Genomic DNA, 18,219 nt, shown 5'->3' with positions numbered 1-18,219 from the left:
GAACGTTTTATTCTTAACATATAGAGAGGTGCCCAGAGTAAGCTACTCGGGGTGCTTTTTTATGTGAATAAATATATTTTAAAAAAAGAATAAAAAACTTTTTTGAAATATGTTGACTTTAAATTGAATTTGATATAAGATACTAATTGTCCGTTAAATACGACGACATGGCGGTGTAGCTCAGCTGGCTAGAGCGTACGGTTCATACCCGTGAGGTCGGGGGTTCGATCCCCTCCGCCGCTATATTTTATTTAATGGCCCGTTGGTCAAGTGGTTAAGACACCGCCCTTTCACGGCGGTAACACGGGTTCGAATCCCGTACGGGTCATCCAAAAAAGATTATGCATACATGCATGATCTTTTTTTATTAAGTAATTATAAATACATACAATATTTCTACAAAAACATCCTACGTTTTCTGAATATTCAATCCAAATAACTTGTGTTTTCTTGATAACTTGTATATATATAGGTTTATTTTGAATAAAAAGTCGAACGATTCTAAGAGTGATGCCTGTTGTTTTGACAAAAATCCCAATAATTATCTTTTATAATGACAGTAATTAAACTATGCAGGTGGTGTTAAAAATATGCCTAAAGCAGGAAGGAATACAATGAATACAGGTACTACGTTAGCGATGGGAGATGGACAGCTAAGAACAATAAAGCGGACAAGCAAATTGAAGGCGAAGTTGGAGCATGTTTTCTTTAGATGGGGATTTGTTATCGTTGTAATCGGTTTTCTTTTGGGACGAGCATATATATTAACAAATATTTTACCGTTTGCATTACCATTTTTTGCTGCTGTTTATGTAATGAAGCGGGATAAAATGCCGCTTGCGTTTCTTGCCCTCATGGGTGGTGCACTTTCTGTTTCGATAGACAATTTACTTTTTACTTTTGCATCTATCTTTACTTTCTTCATTTATAATATCTTCTTTAGTCGGTTCACACGTAAAACCGTTGGACTCGTACCATTTCAAGTATTTATCTCCGCGTTAACCGCACATCTTGTTGTTGTTTATTTTGCGCAGCAAACCGTCACTATGTATGATCTACTCGTAAGTACAATTGAAGCGGGACTTAGCTTTGTATTAACAATGATTTTTTTACAAAGTGTACCGCTGTTAACAGAAAGAAAAGGGAAACAACAAGCATTAGAAACCGAAGAAATCGTTTGTTTAATCATATTACTAGCGTCTGTACTAACTGGTACAACAGATTGGTTTATTTACGACGCGTCTATTCAACACATTTTCACTAGATATTTAGTATTATTATTTGCTTTTGTCGCAGGGGCAGCTACTGGTTCGACAGTGGGGGTCGTGACTGGATTAATATTGAGTTTAGCCAATGTGGCAAGTTTATCTCAGCTTAGCTTATTAGCTTTTTCAGGATTGCTTGGTGGATTGTTAAAAGAGGGAAAGCGAATTGGGGTAAGCCTAGGTTTATTGATTGGTACAAGCTTAATTACGTTGTATGTAGATAAACAAACTAGTATCGTCACAACTTTAATCGAATCTGGTGTGGCAATCATTTTCTTTCTATTAACACCAAAGGTCATTATGGATCGAATTGCTAAATTTATGCCAGGGACACAAGAGCATTCGCATGATCAACAACAATACTTACGAAGAATGCGTGATGTTACAGCAAATAAAATTAATCAGTTTGCAAATGTATTTTCTGCATTATCTAATAGCTTTTCAGTGTATGGATATGTAGAGGAGGAGGATAGAGAAACAGAAGCAGATTTATTTTTAAGTACAATTACAGCGAAGACATGCCAAACATGCTTCAAGAAAGATCAATGCTGGGTAGTGAACTTTGATAAAACATATGACTATATGAAACAAATTATGAATGAGACAGAAGAAGGGACACTTCAGCATAATCGTAAGTTGGTTCGTGAATGGGATAAACACTGTGTCAGAGGGAAAAAAGTGACGGATTTAGTAGCTGGCGAATTGGATCACTTCTATGAAGGGCAAAAATTACGAAAACAAATGAGAGAGAATCGTAGAATTGTTGCGGAACAATTATTAGGCGTTTCGAAAGTAATGGAGGATTTCGCAAAAGAAATTCAGCGTGAACGAGAAAATCACCAAGTGCAGGAAGAACGAATTTTACAAGCGTTCCGGGATTTTGGGGTTGAGGTCGAGCACGTTGATATTTATTGCTTAGATAGAGGGAATATTGATATTGAAATGATGATTCCAGCAGTATCTAATGAGCATGGGGAATGTGATAAATTAGTCGCGCCAATGCTTTCAGACATTTTAAAAGAAAATATTGTTGTGAAACATGAGGAGCGATCTGCTTATCCGAATGGTCATAGTATGATATCGTTTGGATCTGCAAAAACGTTTTCTCTTGATACAGGACTTGCTACAGCCGCAAAGGGAGGCGGATTTGTATCAGGAGATTCATATGCGATGATGGATTTAAGTGTTGGAAAGTATGCTCTTGCAATTAGTGATGGGATGGGAAATGGGCAGAGAGCACATATGGAAAGCAAAGAGACGGTAAAATTACTGCAAAAAATATTACAGTCCGGTATTGATGAAGAGATAGCGATTAAATCTATTAATTCAATTCTTTCTCTGAGAACGACAGAAGAAATGTTTACAACACTTGATTTAGCTATGGTAGATTTACGGGATGCAAGTGCGAAGTTTTTGAAGGTTGGTTCAACACCAAGCTTTGTAAAACGCGGAAATAATATTATAAAAATAGAAGCAAGTAATTTACCAATGGGAATTATTGAGGATGTTGAAGTGGATGTTGTGGGTGAACAGTTAAAAACAGGGGATATTTTAATTATGATGAGCGATGGGATTTTTGAAGGAGCACAGCATGTAGAAAATCATGAATTGTGGATGAAACGTAAAATTAAGGAACTACAAACAGATAATCCACAAGAAATTGCCGACATTATTATGGAAGAGGTCATTCGTTCTGGTGATGGATATATCAATGATGATATGACTATTGTCGTTGCGAAGGTAAAGAAGAATATGCCAAAATGGGCTACAATTCCAATTGTAGGTATGCAAGCACAATAAAAGTGTTAACGTAATTTCTGAGGCTTAGGGTAATTCCTAGGCCTTTTTTTCTATGGAGAGAAGCAGTTTCGTTCTTCCTATGAAGATATAGGGAGAGATGTAAGATAAAATGTGAATTTGGTACACCTTTTTTTTGCACAAAGTTTGTAAAAGTTGTACCATTATAAGCAAGGTAAATTATGTTATTGTTTGGTTTTAACGAAAGGTGATTGCGAATTTGAAAGATACATTTGTTGAAAAAGTAGATGATTTTGTAAAGCAGCATGATGTATTAGAGGAACATTCGGCAATTGTTGTAGGAGTTTCTGGCGGCCCTGACTCTGTAGCCCTTTTATATTATTTATTAGAGAAAAGGGAAGAGAAGAAATTGAAAATTGTAGTCGCACATGTGGATCATATGTTTAGAGGAGATGAATCCTACGAAGACTTACGATTTGTAGAAAATCTTTGCCAGGAGATTGGGGTTATTTGCGAAACAATAAGAATTAATGTATCGCAATATCAACAGCAATATGGAATGAATGCACAGGTGGCTGCTAGAGAATGCCGATATGCATTTTTGGAAAGAATAATGAAGAAATATGATGCACCGTATGTAGCTCTTGGACATCATGGAGATGATCAAGTAGAGACGATTTTAATGCGTCTTGTACGAGGAAGCACTCCGAAAGGATATGCAGGAATTGCTGTGAAGCGTCCTTTTCATAATGGATATTTAATTAGGCCGTTATTGGCGGTAACAAAGGAAGAGATTGTTAATTACTGCAATAGCTTAGGAATCATACCGCGTATGGATCCGAGTAACGAAAAAGAAATATATACGAGGAATCGATTACGCAAATATGTTCTTCCTTATTTAAAAGAAGAGAATCCGCATGTGCATGAGCGATTTCAAAAATTTAGTATGCTTATGCAAGAGGATGAGGCATATTTGCAGGAATTAGCTTTTGAAAAGATGAATAAAGTAATTACAAAAAAAAGTAACAAACATATCGTCTTATCAATTCCTGCCTTTGAATCCATGTCTATGCCTTTACAAAGGAGAGGGATTCAACTAATATTAAACTATCTTTATGAATATAAGATTCCGTCTTCGCTTTCTTCTATACATATTGACAAAGTAATTGCATTTTTTAAACGAACACAGCCATCAGGTTCACTTGATTTCCCTGAAGGTTTGAAAATTGTTCGTACATATGAAGAATGTAGTTTCCGATTTAAGCAAGAAATTGTTTTCCCTTTTTCGCAAGCTTTATCAGTGCCAGGAGCAGTTACATTAGCGAATGGAGATAAGATTATAGCAGAAATAAATGAGGAGATACCAAGTAACATGAATGAAACGGTATTTGTTGCTAAGTATAATGATATATCATATCCTCTTCTTATTCGCTCTCGGGAAAATGGAGATTGCATGTCAATACAAGGTATGAGTGGTACGAAAAAGATAAAAGCTATTTTTATCGAAGCGAAAGTGCCGAAAGAAAAAAGAGAAGAGTGGCCGATTGTTTGTGATGCAAGTGGAAATATTATTTGGGTTCCCTTGTTGAAACGATCTGCATTTGCTATTTCGCAAGAAACAGCAAATAAGGATAAATATATGATTATTCACTACAAAAGCAAGGAGTCTTCCGGGAGGATAATGAAATGATGAATCAAGATATCGAAAAAGTATTAATTTCTGAAGAGCAAATACAAGAAAAGGTGCACGAGCTAGGTGCAATCATTGCAGAGGATTACAAAAATACAGTACCTCTTGCAATTGGTGTATTAAAAGGTGCAATGCCATTTATGGCAGACTTATTAAAGAGAACAGATACATATCTTGAAATGGATTTTATGGCTGTGTCTAGCTATGGTCATTCTACAGTTTCAACAGGTGAGGTAAAGATTTTAAAAGACCTTGATACTTCTGTAGAAGGTCGTGATATTTTAATCGTTGAGGATATTATTGATAGTGGTCTTACATTAAGCTACTTAGTAGACCTGTTTAAATATCGCAAAGCGAAATCTGTAAAAATTGTTACACTACTAGATAAGCCAACTGGTCGAAAAGTAGACCTAAAAGCAGATTATGTTGGATTCACTGTTCCTCATGAATTTGTTGTAGGATATGGTTTAGATTATAAGGAGCAATACCGTAACCTTCCTTATGTAGGAGTATTAAAACCAAGCGTTTACTCAAATTAATTAAATACAGGCGTTATAATTGTATAGGAAAGTTTTTTTATGTTACGATTTACTATAGTGTTTATGCCGTGAGAGGAGGTTAGGAATGAATCGTATCTTCCGTAATACCATCTTTTATTTACTGATATTCTTAGTAGTAATTGGAATCGTGAGCTATTTTAATGGTTCGACGCAAAAAACGACATCAGTTAGCTACGATAAATTCATTACTAAACTTGAAAAAGGTGAAGTGCACAATGTGCAGCTTCAACCGAAAAATGGTGTGTTTGAAGTAAAAGGACAATTCAGTACTGCTAGTAAGGATGAACAATTTGTTACTTATGCACCAAATACTGAAGAATTACAAAAGAAAATTAATGATAAAGCGCAAGGCGTAGAGGTGAAGTACCAACCAGCAGAGGAAACAAGTGCTTGGGTAACATTCTTTACTTCTATCATTCCGTTTGTCATTATCTTCATTTTATTCTTCTTCTTAATGAACCAAGCGCAGGGCGGTGGTAGCCGTGTTATGAACTTTGGGAAAAGTAAGGCGAAGTTATACAATGATGAAAAGAAAAAAGTACGCTTCAGAGATGTAGCTGGAGCAGACGAAGAGAAACAAGAACTTGTTGAGGTAGTTGAATTCTTAAAAGACCCTCGTAAGTTTGCTGAAGTTGGTGCCCGTATTCCAAAGGGTGTCCTATTAGTTGGACCTCCGGGTACAGGTAAAACATTACTTGCACGTGCTGTTGCAGGTGAAGCAGGCGTTCCGTTCTTCTCTATTAGTGGTTCTGATTTCGTAGAGATGTTTGTCGGTGTCGGTGCTTCCCGTGTACGTGATCTATTTGAAAATGCGAAGAAAAATGCTCCTTGTATCATTTTCATTGATGAAATTGACGCAGTAGGTCGCCAACGTGGCGCAGGCCTTGGTGGTGGTCACGATGAGCGTGAGCAAACGCTGAACCAACTTCTTGTTGAAATGGATGGATTCGGTGCAAACGAAGGTATTATTATCATCGCTGCAACAAACCGTCCTGATATCCTTGACCCAGCATTATTACGTCCGGGACGTTTTGACCGTCAGATTACAGTGGATCGTCCAGATGTAAATGGACGTGAAGCAGTACTGAAAGTCCACGCTCGTAATAAGCCGCTCGATGAGGATATTAACTTACGAGCAATTGCAACTCGTACACCGGGATTCTCTGGTGCAGATCTTGAAAACTTATTAAATGAAGCTGCGCTAGTAGCTGCGCGTCAAGATAAGAAGAAAATTGACATGTCTGATATCGATGAGGCGACGGATCGTGTTATTGCAGGTCCTGCTAAGAAGAGTCGTGTTATTTCTGAAAAAGAACGTAATATCGTTGCATTCCATGAAGCAGGCCATACTGTAATTGGTGTTGTCCTTGATGAAGCCGATATCGTTCATAAAGTAACAATTGTTCCTCGTGGGCAAGCTGGTGGGTATGCAGTAATGCTTCCAAAAGAAGACCGTTACTTCATGACGAAACCAGAATTGCTTGATAAAATCACTGGCTTACTTGGCGGCCGTGTAGCTGAGGAAGTTGTATTTGGAGAAGTAAGTACAGGAGCTCATAATGACTTCCAACGTGCGACTGGTATTGCTAGACGTATGGTAACGGAGTTTGGTATGAGTGACAAACTTGGTCCAATGCAATTTGGTAGCTCACAAGGAGGTCAAGTGTTCTTAGGAAGAGACTTCCATTCAGAGCAAAACTACAGTGATGCAATTGCACATGACATCGATGTAGAAATGCAAAACATTATGAAAGAATGTTATGCTCGTGCAAAACAAATTCTTACTGAAAAACGAGATAAGCTCGACATTATCGCAAAAACGTTACTTGAAGTAGAAACGTTAGATGCAGAGCAAATCAATCATTTATATGAACATGGAACTTTACCTGAGCGTAAAAAATCTTCTGAAGGTGATGTGAAAGTGAACATCACAATGAAAAAAGATGATGAAAACGCAGAGGATAAGGGAGAAACAAAGGAGTGACAATAGTCACTCCTTTTTTCTATGTTGAAGGACTTGTGCGCTTGTATGTAATATAAATTTGAATTCTCCTTGCATTAAAAATTGAAATAGTGAACAATCTTTTTGTAAAATGATAAAGATGGAAAAACTGATTATATAGGTATGTATGATATGATGGCATTATAAGTTTTGTACATATTGCACAAATATAGATTAAATAAGATAAGTGGTGAGAATATGATTTTTGTATTGGATGTAGGGAATACAAATGCGGTGCTTGGTGTGTTCGAAGAGGGGAAGCTTCGCCAGCATTGGCGTATGGAAACAGATCGTCATAAAACGGAAGATGAATATGGTATGTTAGTGAAACAACTACTTGAGCATGAAGGTCTTTCTTTTCAGAATGTGAAAGGGATTATTGTTTCTTCAGTTGTACCGCCAATTATGTTTGCTTTAGAGCGCATGTGTGAAAAGTACTTCAAAATTAAGCCTCTTGTAGTAGGGCCAGGAATAAAAACGGGTTTAAATATTAAATACGAAAATCCACGTGAAGTTGGGGCGGACCGTATTGTAAATGCTGTAGCTGGTATTCAATTATATGGAAGTCCGCTTATTATTGTTGATTTTGGTACAGCTACTACATATTGCTATATTAATGAGGATAAGCATTATATGGGCGGTGTAATTACACCAGGTATTATGATTTCAGCAGAAGCTTTATACAGTAGGGCTGCAAAGCTTCCTCGTATTGAAATTACAAAACCAAGTAGTATTGTTGGGAAAAATACAGTAAGTGCAATGCAAGCAGGCATTCTTTATGGATATGTTGGGCAAGTGGAAGGTATTGTGAAGCGCATGAAAGAAGAAGCTAAACAAGAACCGACAGTTATTGCAACTGGTGGATTAGCGAAGTTAATTGCAGAAGAATCTAATGTAATTGATATTGTCGATCCGTTTTTAACACTAAAAGGTTTGCACATGTTATATGAACGTAATGCAAATTTACAACATGAGAAGGGTGAATAAATCAGTATGAAAGATTATTTAGTAAAAGCGTTAGCGTTTGATGGAGAGGTTCGTGCGTATAGTGTGCGTACAACAAATACAGTAAGTGAGGCGCAAAGACGTCATGATACGTGGAGAACTGCTTCTGCAGCACTTGGTCGTTCGTTAACAGCTGGTGCAATGATGGGAGCTATGTTAAAAGGCGATCAGAAACTAACAATTAAGGTAGAAGGTAATGGTCCGCTTGGTCCAATCTTAGTGGATGCTCATGCAAATGGGGATGTACGTGGGTATGTAACAAATCCGCATGTTGATTTTGAAGCGACGGAGCAGGGGAAATTACGTGTATATCAGGCAGTGGGTACAGAAGGGTTTTTAACGGTAATTAAAGACATTGGTATGCGTGAACCGTTTATTGGGCAGTCCCCAATTGTTTCGGGAGAATTAGGAGAAGACTTTACGTATTATTTTGCTGTTTCTGAGCAAACGCCTTCTTCTGTTGGAGTTGGTGTCCTTGTGAATGGGGATGACAGTATATTGGCAGCTGGTGGATTTATTCTGCAAATTATGCCAGGGGCACAGGAAGAGACCATTTCATATATTGAAGAACGTCTACAAAAAATCCCGCCAGTTTCAAAATTAATTGAACAAGGTCTTTCGCCAGAAGAATTGCTATATGAAGTACTAGGGGAAGACAAAGTGAAAGTGTTAGAAACGATGGATGTTCAATTCAATTGTACATGTTCACGCGAGCGCATCGAAAGTGTGTTAATTAGTCTAGGTAAAAAAGAATTGGAACAAGTTCGTGAGGAAGAAGATGAAACAGAAGTGCATTGTCATTTCTGTAATGAACGATATAAGTTCTCTAAAGAAGATATTACAAACCTAATTGAAGGACTGTAATAATAACCGTTAGTAATGGTTAATCAATCATCCGAATAAATTGACAAACAGGGAATTTTCTGACAAAATTAAAATATAGATAAAACCAATAAAAATACTCGGTGTTAGGAGTGACAGGAATGCGAGTGGCACAGTCAGTTTCAGAATTAATCGGGAAAACGCCGATCGTTAAGTTGAACCGCATCGTAGAACAAGATAGCGCAGATATATACTTAAAATTAGAATTTATGAATCCTGGAAGTAGCGTAAAAGATCGTATTGCACTAGCAATGATCGAAGCTGCTGAGCAAAAAGGGCTATTAAAAGAAGGCGATACAATCATTGAACCAACAAGTGGTAACACAGGGATTGGTTTAGCGATGGTAGCAGCTGCAAAAGGATATAAAGCAATTCTAGTAATGCCGGAAACGATGAGTATTGAACGTCGTAATTTATTGCGTGCTTATGGTGCTGAATTAGTATTGACTCCAGGGTCTGAAGGAATGGGCGGTGCAATTCGTAAAGCAACTGAATTAGCAAAAGAGCATGGTTACTTTATACCGCAACAATTTCAAAATCCAGCAAACCCAGAAATTCACCGCTTAACAACAGGGCCAGAAATTGTTGAACAAATGGGTGATCAATTAGATGCGTTTATCGCTGGTATCGGTACTGGTGGAACGATTACGGGCGCTGGTGAGGTACTAAAAGAAGCATATAAAGACATTAAAATTTATGCGGTAGAACCGGCGGATTCTCCAGTGTTATCTGGCGGAAAACCAGGTCCACATAAGATCCAAGGTATTGGGGCCGGATTTGTTCCTGAGACATTGGATGTAGACATATATGATGAAATCATTCAAGTGAAAACAGAACAAGCATTTGAATATGCGAGAAAAGTAGCTCGTGAAGAAGGGATTTTAGTTGGTATCTCTTCAGGCGCCGTTATTTATGCTGCGACAGAAGTTGCAAAAAAATTAGGTAAAGGGAAAAAGGTACTTGTTATTATCCCGAGTAATGGTGAACGTTATTTAAGTACACCGCTTTATCAATTTGAATCATAATCTCATATGTTCGAGAACAAGCATTTCTGAAAAAGGGATGCTTGTTCTTTTTTCGTTTGAAAATAGGAAAAGAGTGAATGACTAGAAAACTTCATGTAAAATAAGTAGTAGTAAAGTTAAATTATTTTCACAAGCTCTCAAGGACAATCATTTCATACTAACCATCTATGATTTAGGATGATTAGTCTAAGGGAGTGGGATAAAAGAAGACGGGGTGTTGATATGCAGCAAAGAAAATCTTTAGCGCTTTCTATTCCATATCATTTAGATTTTTTTAAGCAGTATAAGTTTCTTTCTCAGAATAAGAATCAACATATTTTGTTAGAAAGTGGACGTGGAGGTCGCTATAGTATCGTGGGGCTCGATCCTGTAGCGGTGATTCAGGGGGGGAATGAAACGTTATATATAAGTGAGAGCGGTAAGGAAACAATAGAACGAGGGAATCCATTAGACTTAATGCAAAAGTATATGGAACGATGGAAAACGAATCATAATCCAGATTATCCACCATTTCAAGGTGGCGCAATCGGGTATTTTAGTTATGACTGTATACGTTATATTGAGAAGCTTCCTTCCTTCGCGGAGGATGATGTGGATATACCTGATATATTCTTTTTATTATTTGATGACGTGTTTGTGTATGATCAACAAGAGAAAGTACTATGGATTATTACGCATTATATAGATGAACGTGAAGACGCAGAGAGGCGTTTAAATGAATGGAAGAGCCTTTGGATGAAGGAAGCTCCTGAAGTTAAAATACCATTTGAATGTCCTGAAAATAGAAATGAAGCGGTAGCTTTTACAGAAGAAGGATTTATGAAAGCTGTTCAGCGTATTCAAGAATACATTGGGGCCGGAGACGTGTTTCAAGTAAATCTGTCTACAAGGCAGGAGAAAACATTACAAACACATCCGTTTGAAATTTATACGAACCTTCGTGAAATTAATCCATCACCATATATGGGATATTTAGAACTTGGGGATTTTCAAATTGTTAGCGGCTCGCCAGAATTATTAATTAAAAAACAAGGAAACGAAGTAAGTACTAGACCGATTGCAGGGACGCGTTCTCGTGGGAACAATGAAAAAGAAGATGAAAGTTTAGCGAAAGAGCTGATTGAAAATGAAAAGGAACGAGCAGAACATGTGATGCTCGTTGATTTAGAACGAAATGATTTAGGCCGAGTTTGTAAGTATGGAACTGTTGAAGTGGATGAATTCATGGTAATTGAAAAATACTCGCATGTTATGCATATCGTTTCAAATGTTCGCGGTGAGGTCCGAGAAAATAAGGATGCTTTCGACTTAGTGAGAGCAGTATTTCCTGGTGGGACAATCACAGGTGCCCCGAAAATTCGCACGATGGAAATTATAGAGGAACTGGAACCAGTAAGGCGTGGTATCTATACAGGATCAATTGGATGGATTGGCTATTCAGGGGATATGGAATTAAATATTGTAATTCGGACGCTACTTGCAAAAGACGGTCAAGCATATGTACAGGCTGGAGCAGGAATTGTAATTGATTCAAATCCGGAAAATGAGTATAAAGAGTCGTTGAAAAAAGCAATTGCCTTATGGCGTGCAAAAGAAAGCAGCGAAGAAACGGTTAGGTGAGAGAAATGATATTGATGATTGATAATTATGATTCTTTTACATTTAATTTAGTGCAGTTTCTTGGAGAACTTGGACAAGAGCTTGTTGTTAAACGTAATGATGAAATTACAATTTCAGATATTGAACAAATGAAACCAGATTTTTTAATGATTTCACCAGGGCCTTGTAGTCCGAATGAAGCTGGTATAAGTATGGGTGTTATTAAATATTTCGCAGGGAAGATTCCTATTTTTGGCGTGTGCCTAGGTCATCAATCCATTGCGCAAGTATTTGGAGGTGATGTTGTTCGTGCAGAACGTTTAATGCATGGAAAAACATCGCCAATGTATCATGATGGAAAAACAATTTTCTCGGAAATTCCAAATCCATTTACAGCAACGCGTTACCATTCTCTTATTGTCAAAAAAGAAACATTGCCGGAATGTTTAGAAGTGACATCTTGGACAGAAGAAGGAGAGATTATGGCACTACGTCATAAAACATTGCCAATTGAAGGAGTACAGTTTCATCCAGAATCCATTATGACTTCACATGGGAAAGAATTATTACAAAACTTTATTCGGAGTTACAGCCCGAGTATATCATCATGTTAATTTATGTGAATGGTACGTATGTAGAAGCTAGTGAGGCAAAAATCTCTCCTTATGATCATGGGTATTTATATGGACTGGGGGTTTTCGAGACATTCCGTATTTATAATGGTCATCCATTTTTATTAGATGATCATTATGAACGTTTAATGGATGCTCTTTCTGCATTGCAAATTGAGTGGAAGCTGACGAAAGATGATGTGCTTCGTATTTTGCAGAAGTTACTCGAAAGGAATGGGCTCGATCATGCATATGTTCGCTTCAATGTATCGGCTGGTATAGATGAAATAGGCTTACAAACAGGGGTATATGAAGAGCCGTCTGTTATTGTATTTATAAAACCATTAGCAGCTCCAGGTGCAGTGGTAGAAAAGGAAGGCGTTATTTTGAAGCAAGCTCGGAATACGCCGGAAGGAGCTTTTCGTTTAAAGTCCCATCATTATTTAAATAACATTTTAGGAAAACGTGAAATTGGAAATGTTGTGAGTAAAGAAGGGATTTTCTTTACTGAAGCAGGTTATGTAGCTGAGGGGATTGTTTCGAATCTCTTTTTTGTGAAAGAGAGTATTTTATATACACCATCGCTTGAAACGGGAATTTTAAACGGGATCACTCGTGCTTTTATTATAAGGATTGCTGAAATGTTAAATATACAAGTGAAGGAAGGCTTCTTTACGAAAGGTGAGTTGCTTTCGGCAGATGAAGTGTTTGTAACAAATTCTGTTCAAGAAATTGTCCCGCTTCGTCATATTGAAGGAAGAGATTTCCCGGGTAAAGAGGGTGAGGTTACAAGGGAACTAATGCATGTATATGAAATGCATAGAGAAAATCTTTGGAGCCGAAATGAATTGCAGAGAGGAGATATATAGTTTGAAGTGGAATTATGATTTGCGCTGCGGCGAATATACATTAAATTTAAATGAGAAAACATTAATTATGGGGATTTTGAATGTGACGCCAGATTCATTCTCGGATGGTGGAAACTATAACGAGGTAGAAACGGCTGTTCGTCATGCGAAAGAAATGGAAAGTAGTGGGGCTGATATCATTGATATTGGCGGTGAATCGACTCGTCCTGGCTTTGCGAAAGTTTCGGTAGAAGAGGAGTTAGAGCGTGTAATTCCGATGATTCAAGCGGTTTCAAGAGAGGTGAAACTGCCTATTTCTATTGATACGTATAAAGCGGAAGTTGCAAAGCAAGCAATTGAAGCAGGGGCTCATATTATTAATGATGTTTGGGGAGCGAAGGCGGAACCGAAGATTGCAGAAGTTGCGGCACATTATAATGTACCGATTATTTTAATGCATAATCGTGACAATACAAATTATCGCAATTTGATGGCTGATATGATTGCGGATTTATATGAGAGTGTTAAAATTGCAAAAGACGCAGGTGTACGTGATGAAAATATTATTTTAGATCCAGGTATTGGCTTTGCCAAAACACCTGAACAAAATTTAGAGGCTATGCGTAATTTAGAACAACTAAATGTATTAGGGTATCCGGTTCTTCTTGCAACTTCAAGAAAATCATTTATCGGTCATGTTTTAGATTTACCGGTAGAGGAACGTGTAGAGGGGACGGGGGCGTCAATTTGTCTTGGGATTGAAAAAGGCTGTGAAATGATACGTGTTCATGACGTAAAAGAAATGGCGCGTATGGCGAAGATGATGGACGCGATGCTCGGTAAGGGGGTAAAGTGATTGGATAAAATTTATATCCATGATATGGAGTTTTACGGTTATCATGGGGTATTTCCAGAAGAGAATAAACTGGGGCAACGATTTAAGGTAGATTTGACGGTAGAGCTAGATTTGAAGTCAGCGGGTGAGAGTGACAACTTGGAGCATTCCGTAAACTATGGAGAGCTTTTTGAACTATGCCGACAAGTTGTGGAGGATCAAACATATAAACTGGTAGAAAGTATTGCGGAAAATATAGCTGCAAACATATTAAAGCAGTATGTAAGTATTTCGCGTTGTACAGTAAAGGTTATTAAGCCAGATCCGCCGATACCAGGACATTATCGTGCTGTAGCGGTAGAAATCACGAGAGAGCGATCATGAAAAATATAGCGTACGTTGCACTAGGATCAAATATCGGTGATCGTTATACTTATTTAACTCAAGCAATTGAGTTGTTAAATAACAATTCTCATATTCAGGTTGAGGATGTTTCTTCCGTATATGAAACGGATCCAGTTGGGTATACAGATCAAAATCGTTTTTTAAATCTAGTTATAAAAATTTCTACCAATTTATTGCCGCAAGAATTATTGAAAGTAACGCAAAACGTTGAGGTTGACTTAGGAAGAAAAAGGGAATTTAGGTGGGGGCCACGAACCATTGACCTTGACATTTTACTCTATAATCAAGAAAATATTGAAGCAGAGAATCTTATTGTTCCGCATCCGCGGATGTTTGAAAGAGCTTTTGTTATCGTTCCGTTGTTTGAGATTAATCAAGATATAAAACAAAACATTTCACGTTCACAAGTAGAAGAAATGAAAAGGCGAGAGGGAGTAACGGTATGGAAGCAGAAAAATGGGGAAGACGCATTCGTGCTTTTCGGAAGTTAAAAGGTTATACGCAGGAAGGTTTTGCGAAAGAATTAGGGGTATCTGTATCGGTTTTAGGAGAAGTTGAGAGAGGAAATAGATCACCTTCTCAAGATTTCGTTGTAGAAGTTGCGAAGACATTAAATGTTTCAATAGACGAATTAATGCCCAAGTGAGGATAAAGGGAGGAGATAGTCAAGTGTTAAAGATTGCAAACATTGAGATGAAGAATCCGGTTGTACTAGCACCGATGGCGGGAGTGTGTAATTCTGCATTCCGTTTAACAGTAAAGGAATTTGGTGCAGGTCTAGTATGTGCTGAAATGGTAAGTGATAAGGCGATTTTATTTAATAACCAAAAAACATTAGATATGTTATATATCGATGAGAGAGAGAAACCGCTAAGTTTACAAATTTTTGGCGGTGAGAAAGAAACGCTTGTTGGTGCTGCGAAATATGTAGATAAGAATACAACAGCGGATATTATTGATATTAATATGGGTTGCCCAGTTCCGAAGATTACAAAGTGTGATGCGGGGGCGAAATGGCTTTTAGATCCAAATAAAGTATATGAAATGGTTGCGGCAGTTGTAGATGCTGTTGAAAAGCCAGTTACAGTTAAAATGCGTATCGGTTGGGATGAAGACCACATTTTTGCAATTGAAAACGCTAGAGCTGTTGAACGTGCAGGAGGCCAGGCGGTAGCGGTTCATGGACGTACACGTGTACAGATGTATGAAGGGAAAGCGGATTGGGATATTATTAAACAAGTAAAACAATCTGTAAATATCCCGGTTATCGGAAATGGTGACGTAGAAACTCCTCAAGATGCAAAACGTATGCTTGATGAAGTTGGTGTAGATGGTGTTATGATTGGTCGTGCAGCTCTTGGTAATCCATGGATGATTTATCGTACGGTAAAGTATTTAGAAACAGGAGAATTAATGCCAGAACCGACAGTGCGTGAGAAAATTGATGTATGTATGCTGCACTTAGATCGCCTTATTGACTTAAAGAACGAAGATATTGCAGTGAGAGAAATGAGAAAGCATGCAGCTTGGTATTTAAAAGGTGTTCGTGGTAATGCGGGAGTACGTAATGCGATTAATACTTGCAATACACATCAAGACCTTGCTTCTTTATTAGGTGCATTTGTAGAAGAAGTAGAAGCGAAACAAAATACAATTCATGTTGGTTAAGGGGAAGTGAGAGGGGATGATTGACATTCTCTCATTCACTTCCTATAATTACGTGAAAGAAAGAAGAACTGCCAGTTACTTGCTGGCAGTTTTTCTAGTTGAGTAGAAAATGCTATACTGTATATATTGTAAAATTTAATAGAGCTGGAGTGATATCAATACCATGGATAACATGAACCACGAAGAATTAAACGACCAATTGCTTGTTCGTCGCGAGAAGTTACATAGCTTACGTGAACAAGGTATCGATCCGTTTGGTAAACGTTTTGAACGCACAAATTCAACGAAAGAATTACTAAGCTTGTATGGAGAATTCTCTAAAGAAGAGTTAGAAGAGAAAGAAATCTCTGTTTCTATCGCTGGTCGTATTATGACGAAACGCGGTAAAGGGAAAGCGGGTTTTGCGCATATCCAAGACTTACATGGACAAGTTCAAATCTATGTTCGTAAAGATGCTGTTGGAGATGAGCAATATGAATTGTTTAAGACAGCTGACTTAGGTGACTTGGTAGGGATTGAAGGGAAAGTTTTCAAAACAAATGTAGGAGAGCTTTCAGTAAAAGCAACAGGATTTACACTATTAACGAAATCTCTTCGTCCACTTCCAGATAAATACCATGGATTGAAAGACGTTGAACAGCGTTACCGTCAACGTTACCTAGATTTAATCACGAGTATGGAGAGCCGTGAAACATTCGTTACTCGTAGTAAAATCATTCGTGAAATGAGAAGATACTTAGATGACAATGGTTATCTTGAAGTAGAAACACCAATGATGCACGCGATTGCTGGTGGGGCATCTGCTCGTCCATTCATTACACATCATAATGCGTTAGATATGGAATTATATATGCGTATTGCGATTGAGTTACACTTAAAGCGCCTTATTGTAGGTGGTTTAGAGAAAGTATACGAAATCGGCCGTGTATTCCGTAATGAAGGTGTATCAACACGTCATAACCCTGAATTTACAATGATTGAATTATATGAAGCGTATGCTGACTATAAAGATATTATGAAACTAACAGAAAATATGATTGCTCATATCGCAAAACAAGTACTAGGTACAACAACAATTCAGTACGGTGAGCAAGAAATTAATTTAGAGCCAGAATGGACACGTCTTCATATGGTAGACGCAATTAAACAATATTCTGGAGCGGATTTCTGGAGCCCGATGAGCGTGGAGGAAGCACGTGCATTAGCGAAAGAACATGGTGTGGAAATTAAAGATACAATGGAAGTTGGTCATATTATTAATGAATTCTTCGAACAAAAAGTAGAAGAAAAATTAATTCAACCTACATTTATCTATGGTCACCCAGTGGAAATTTCCCCACTTGCGAAAAAGAATGATGAAGATCCACGATTTACAGACCGTTTCGAATTATTCATTGTTGCTCGTGAGCATGCGAATGCATTCACAGAATTAAATGATCCAATCGATCAAAAAGAGCGCTTTGAGGCTCAATTAAAAGAGCGTGAACAAGGTAATGATGAAGCTCATATGATGGACGATGATTATATCGAAGCTCTTGAGTATGGTATGCCTCCTACAGGTGGATTAGGGATTGGTATTGATCGCCTTGTTATGCTATTAACAAATGCACCATCTATTCGTGACGTACTGTTATTCCCAGCAATGCGTCATAAGAAAGACTAAGCTTTGGAGATTTCTCCAAAGCTTTTCTTTTTGTTATTCTGTGTTTGTATATGGTGAATTTAGAATTGCTCATTATTATATAGAAGGAAGGTATCTTTATATAGGAGATTGATACTGTTTTTATACTTTTTTACTAGGTTAAAAATTTTATAAAAAAACTATTGCATTTTAATAAATTAACTGGTATATTTATATTCGTTGTCACGAAAGGCAACGCAAGAAACAAATGAAAAACAACTTTTTAAATAAAAAAAGTTGTTGACGAAAATATAACAAAATGTTATATTAGTAAAGTCGCTTCGGTGGCAAACGAGTTCTCTGAAAACTGAACGAAACAAACAACGTGAAACGTCAATTTTTATTTTATGATGCTAGACAAACTAACTTTATTGGAGAGTTTGAT

Annotated in this window: 16 protein-coding genes and 2 tRNA genes; all 18 read left to right on the top strand. The window is 37.5% G+C overall.

The features are described from left to right. Positions 1-169 precede the first annotated feature (169 nt). The 18 genes from ACIQ7L_RS26075 to lysS all read left to right on the top strand — a co-directional run bounded on the left by ACIQ7L_RS26075 (position 170) and on the right by lysS (position 17,816). Positions 170-243, top strand: a tRNA-Met gene (locus ACIQ7L_RS26075). Between the two features lie 13 nt (positions 244-256). After that, positions 257-328 (top strand) — tRNA-Glu (locus tag ACIQ7L_RS26070). Positions 329-590: 262 nt separating this feature from the next. Beyond that, on the top strand, positions 591-3,065 hold the full coding sequence (spoIIE, locus tag ACIQ7L_RS26065) for a stage II sporulation protein E (RefSeq protein WP_400572851.1): 2,475 nt from the start codon (positions 591-593) through the stop codon (positions 3,063-3,065). Between the two features lie 217 nt (positions 3,066-3,282). After that, positions 3,283-4,713: a tRNA lysidine(34) synthetase TilS gene (gene tilS / locus ACIQ7L_RS26060; protein WP_400572849.1), complete on the top strand. Its 1,431-nt coding sequence runs from the start codon at positions 3,283-3,285 to the stop codon at positions 4,711-4,713. Continuing rightward, positions 4,710-5,252 carry a hypoxanthine phosphoribosyltransferase gene (gene hpt / locus ACIQ7L_RS26055; RefSeq protein ID WP_000981837.1) on the top strand — a complete coding sequence of 181 codons (543 nt, stop codon included), beginning with the start codon at positions 4,710-4,712 and terminating at the stop codon, positions 5,250-5,252. Before tilS ends, hpt begins: the two co-directional genes overlap by 4 nt. A gap of 85 nt (positions 5,253-5,337) precedes the next feature. Beyond that, a complete protein-coding gene (ftsH, locus tag ACIQ7L_RS26050) occupies positions 5,338-7,257 on the top strand; it encodes an ATP-dependent zinc metalloprotease FtsH (protein WP_400572847.1) in 1,920 nt (639 codons plus the stop codon). A 216-nt stretch (positions 7,258-7,473) separates the two neighbouring features. Further along, positions 7,474-8,262 (top strand): type III pantothenate kinase, encoded by a 789-nt coding sequence (locus ACIQ7L_RS26045; RefSeq protein ID WP_400572845.1) that lies wholly within the window; start codon positions 7,474-7,476, stop codon positions 8,260-8,262. 6 nt (positions 8,263-8,268) lie between these two features. Continuing rightward, positions 8,269-9,144, top strand: a complete 876-nt coding sequence (hslO, locus tag ACIQ7L_RS26040; protein WP_097897735.1) for a redox-regulated molecular chaperone HslO — start codon at positions 8,269-8,271, stop codon at positions 9,142-9,144. A 119-nt stretch (positions 9,145-9,263) separates the two neighbouring features. Continuing rightward, positions 9,264-10,187 (top strand): cysteine synthase A, encoded by a 924-nt coding sequence (gene cysK / locus ACIQ7L_RS26035; protein WP_400572843.1) that lies wholly within the window; start codon positions 9,264-9,266, stop codon positions 10,185-10,187. 222 nt (positions 10,188-10,409) lie between these two features. After that, entirely contained in the window at positions 10,410-11,807 is a 1,398-nt protein-coding gene (gene trpE / locus ACIQ7L_RS26030; protein WP_400572841.1) for an anthranilate synthase component I, read from the top strand. Between the two features lie 5 nt (positions 11,808-11,812). Continuing rightward, positions 11,813-12,400 carry an aminodeoxychorismate/anthranilate synthase component II gene (gene pabA, locus ACIQ7L_RS26025; RefSeq protein ID WP_400572839.1) on the top strand — a complete coding sequence of 196 codons (588 nt, stop codon included), beginning with the start codon at positions 11,813-11,815 and terminating at the stop codon, positions 12,398-12,400. Then, positions 12,394-13,266 (top strand): aminodeoxychorismate lyase, encoded by an 873-nt coding sequence (gene pabC / locus ACIQ7L_RS26020; protein WP_400572837.1) that lies wholly within the window; start codon positions 12,394-12,396, stop codon positions 13,264-13,266. Before pabA ends, pabC begins: the two co-directional genes overlap by 7 nt. Next, the gene (folP, locus tag ACIQ7L_RS26015; protein ID WP_400572835.1) at positions 13,241-14,101 is read left to right on the top strand and encodes a dihydropteroate synthase; all 861 of its coding nucleotides are present in this window, start codon (positions 13,241-13,243) and stop codon (positions 14,099-14,101) included. Before pabC ends, folP begins: the two co-directional genes overlap by 26 nt. Further along, positions 14,102-14,464 (top strand): dihydroneopterin aldolase, encoded by a 363-nt coding sequence (gene folB / locus ACIQ7L_RS26010; RefSeq protein WP_400572833.1) that lies wholly within the window; start codon positions 14,102-14,104, stop codon positions 14,462-14,464. It begins immediately after the preceding gene. Beyond that, positions 14,461-14,976: a 2-amino-4-hydroxy-6-hydroxymethyldihydropteridine diphosphokinase gene (gene folK, locus ACIQ7L_RS26005; RefSeq protein WP_400572831.1), complete on the top strand. Its 516-nt coding sequence runs from the start codon at positions 14,461-14,463 to the stop codon at positions 14,974-14,976. The genes folB and folK overlap by 4 nt, the downstream gene beginning before the upstream one ends. Continuing rightward, the gene (locus ACIQ7L_RS26000; RefSeq protein ID WP_002009706.1) at positions 14,928-15,131 is read left to right on the top strand and encodes a helix-turn-helix domain-containing protein; all 204 of its coding nucleotides are present in this window, start codon (positions 14,928-14,930) and stop codon (positions 15,129-15,131) included. The genes folK and ACIQ7L_RS26000 overlap by 49 nt, the downstream gene beginning before the upstream one ends. Positions 15,132-15,154: 23 nt before the next feature. Then, positions 15,155-16,153, top strand: a complete 999-nt coding sequence (dusB, locus tag ACIQ7L_RS25995) for a tRNA dihydrouridine synthase DusB (RefSeq protein WP_400572829.1) — start codon at positions 15,155-15,157, stop codon at positions 16,151-16,153. A 163-nt stretch (positions 16,154-16,316) separates the two neighbouring features. Next, a complete protein-coding gene (gene lysS / locus ACIQ7L_RS25990; RefSeq protein WP_400572827.1) occupies positions 16,317-17,816 on the top strand; it encodes a lysine--tRNA ligase in 1,500 nt (499 codons plus the stop codon). The last annotated feature ends 403 nt before the right edge of the window (positions 17,817-18,219 follow it).

Origin of the sequence: Bacillus sp. NPDC094106, from assembly GCF_044764345.1 — a bacterium.
Classification (GTDB): Bacteria; Bacillota; Bacilli; order Bacillales; family Bacillaceae_G; genus Bacillus_A.
This window is presented reverse-complemented; position numbering and strand designations above follow the sequence as displayed.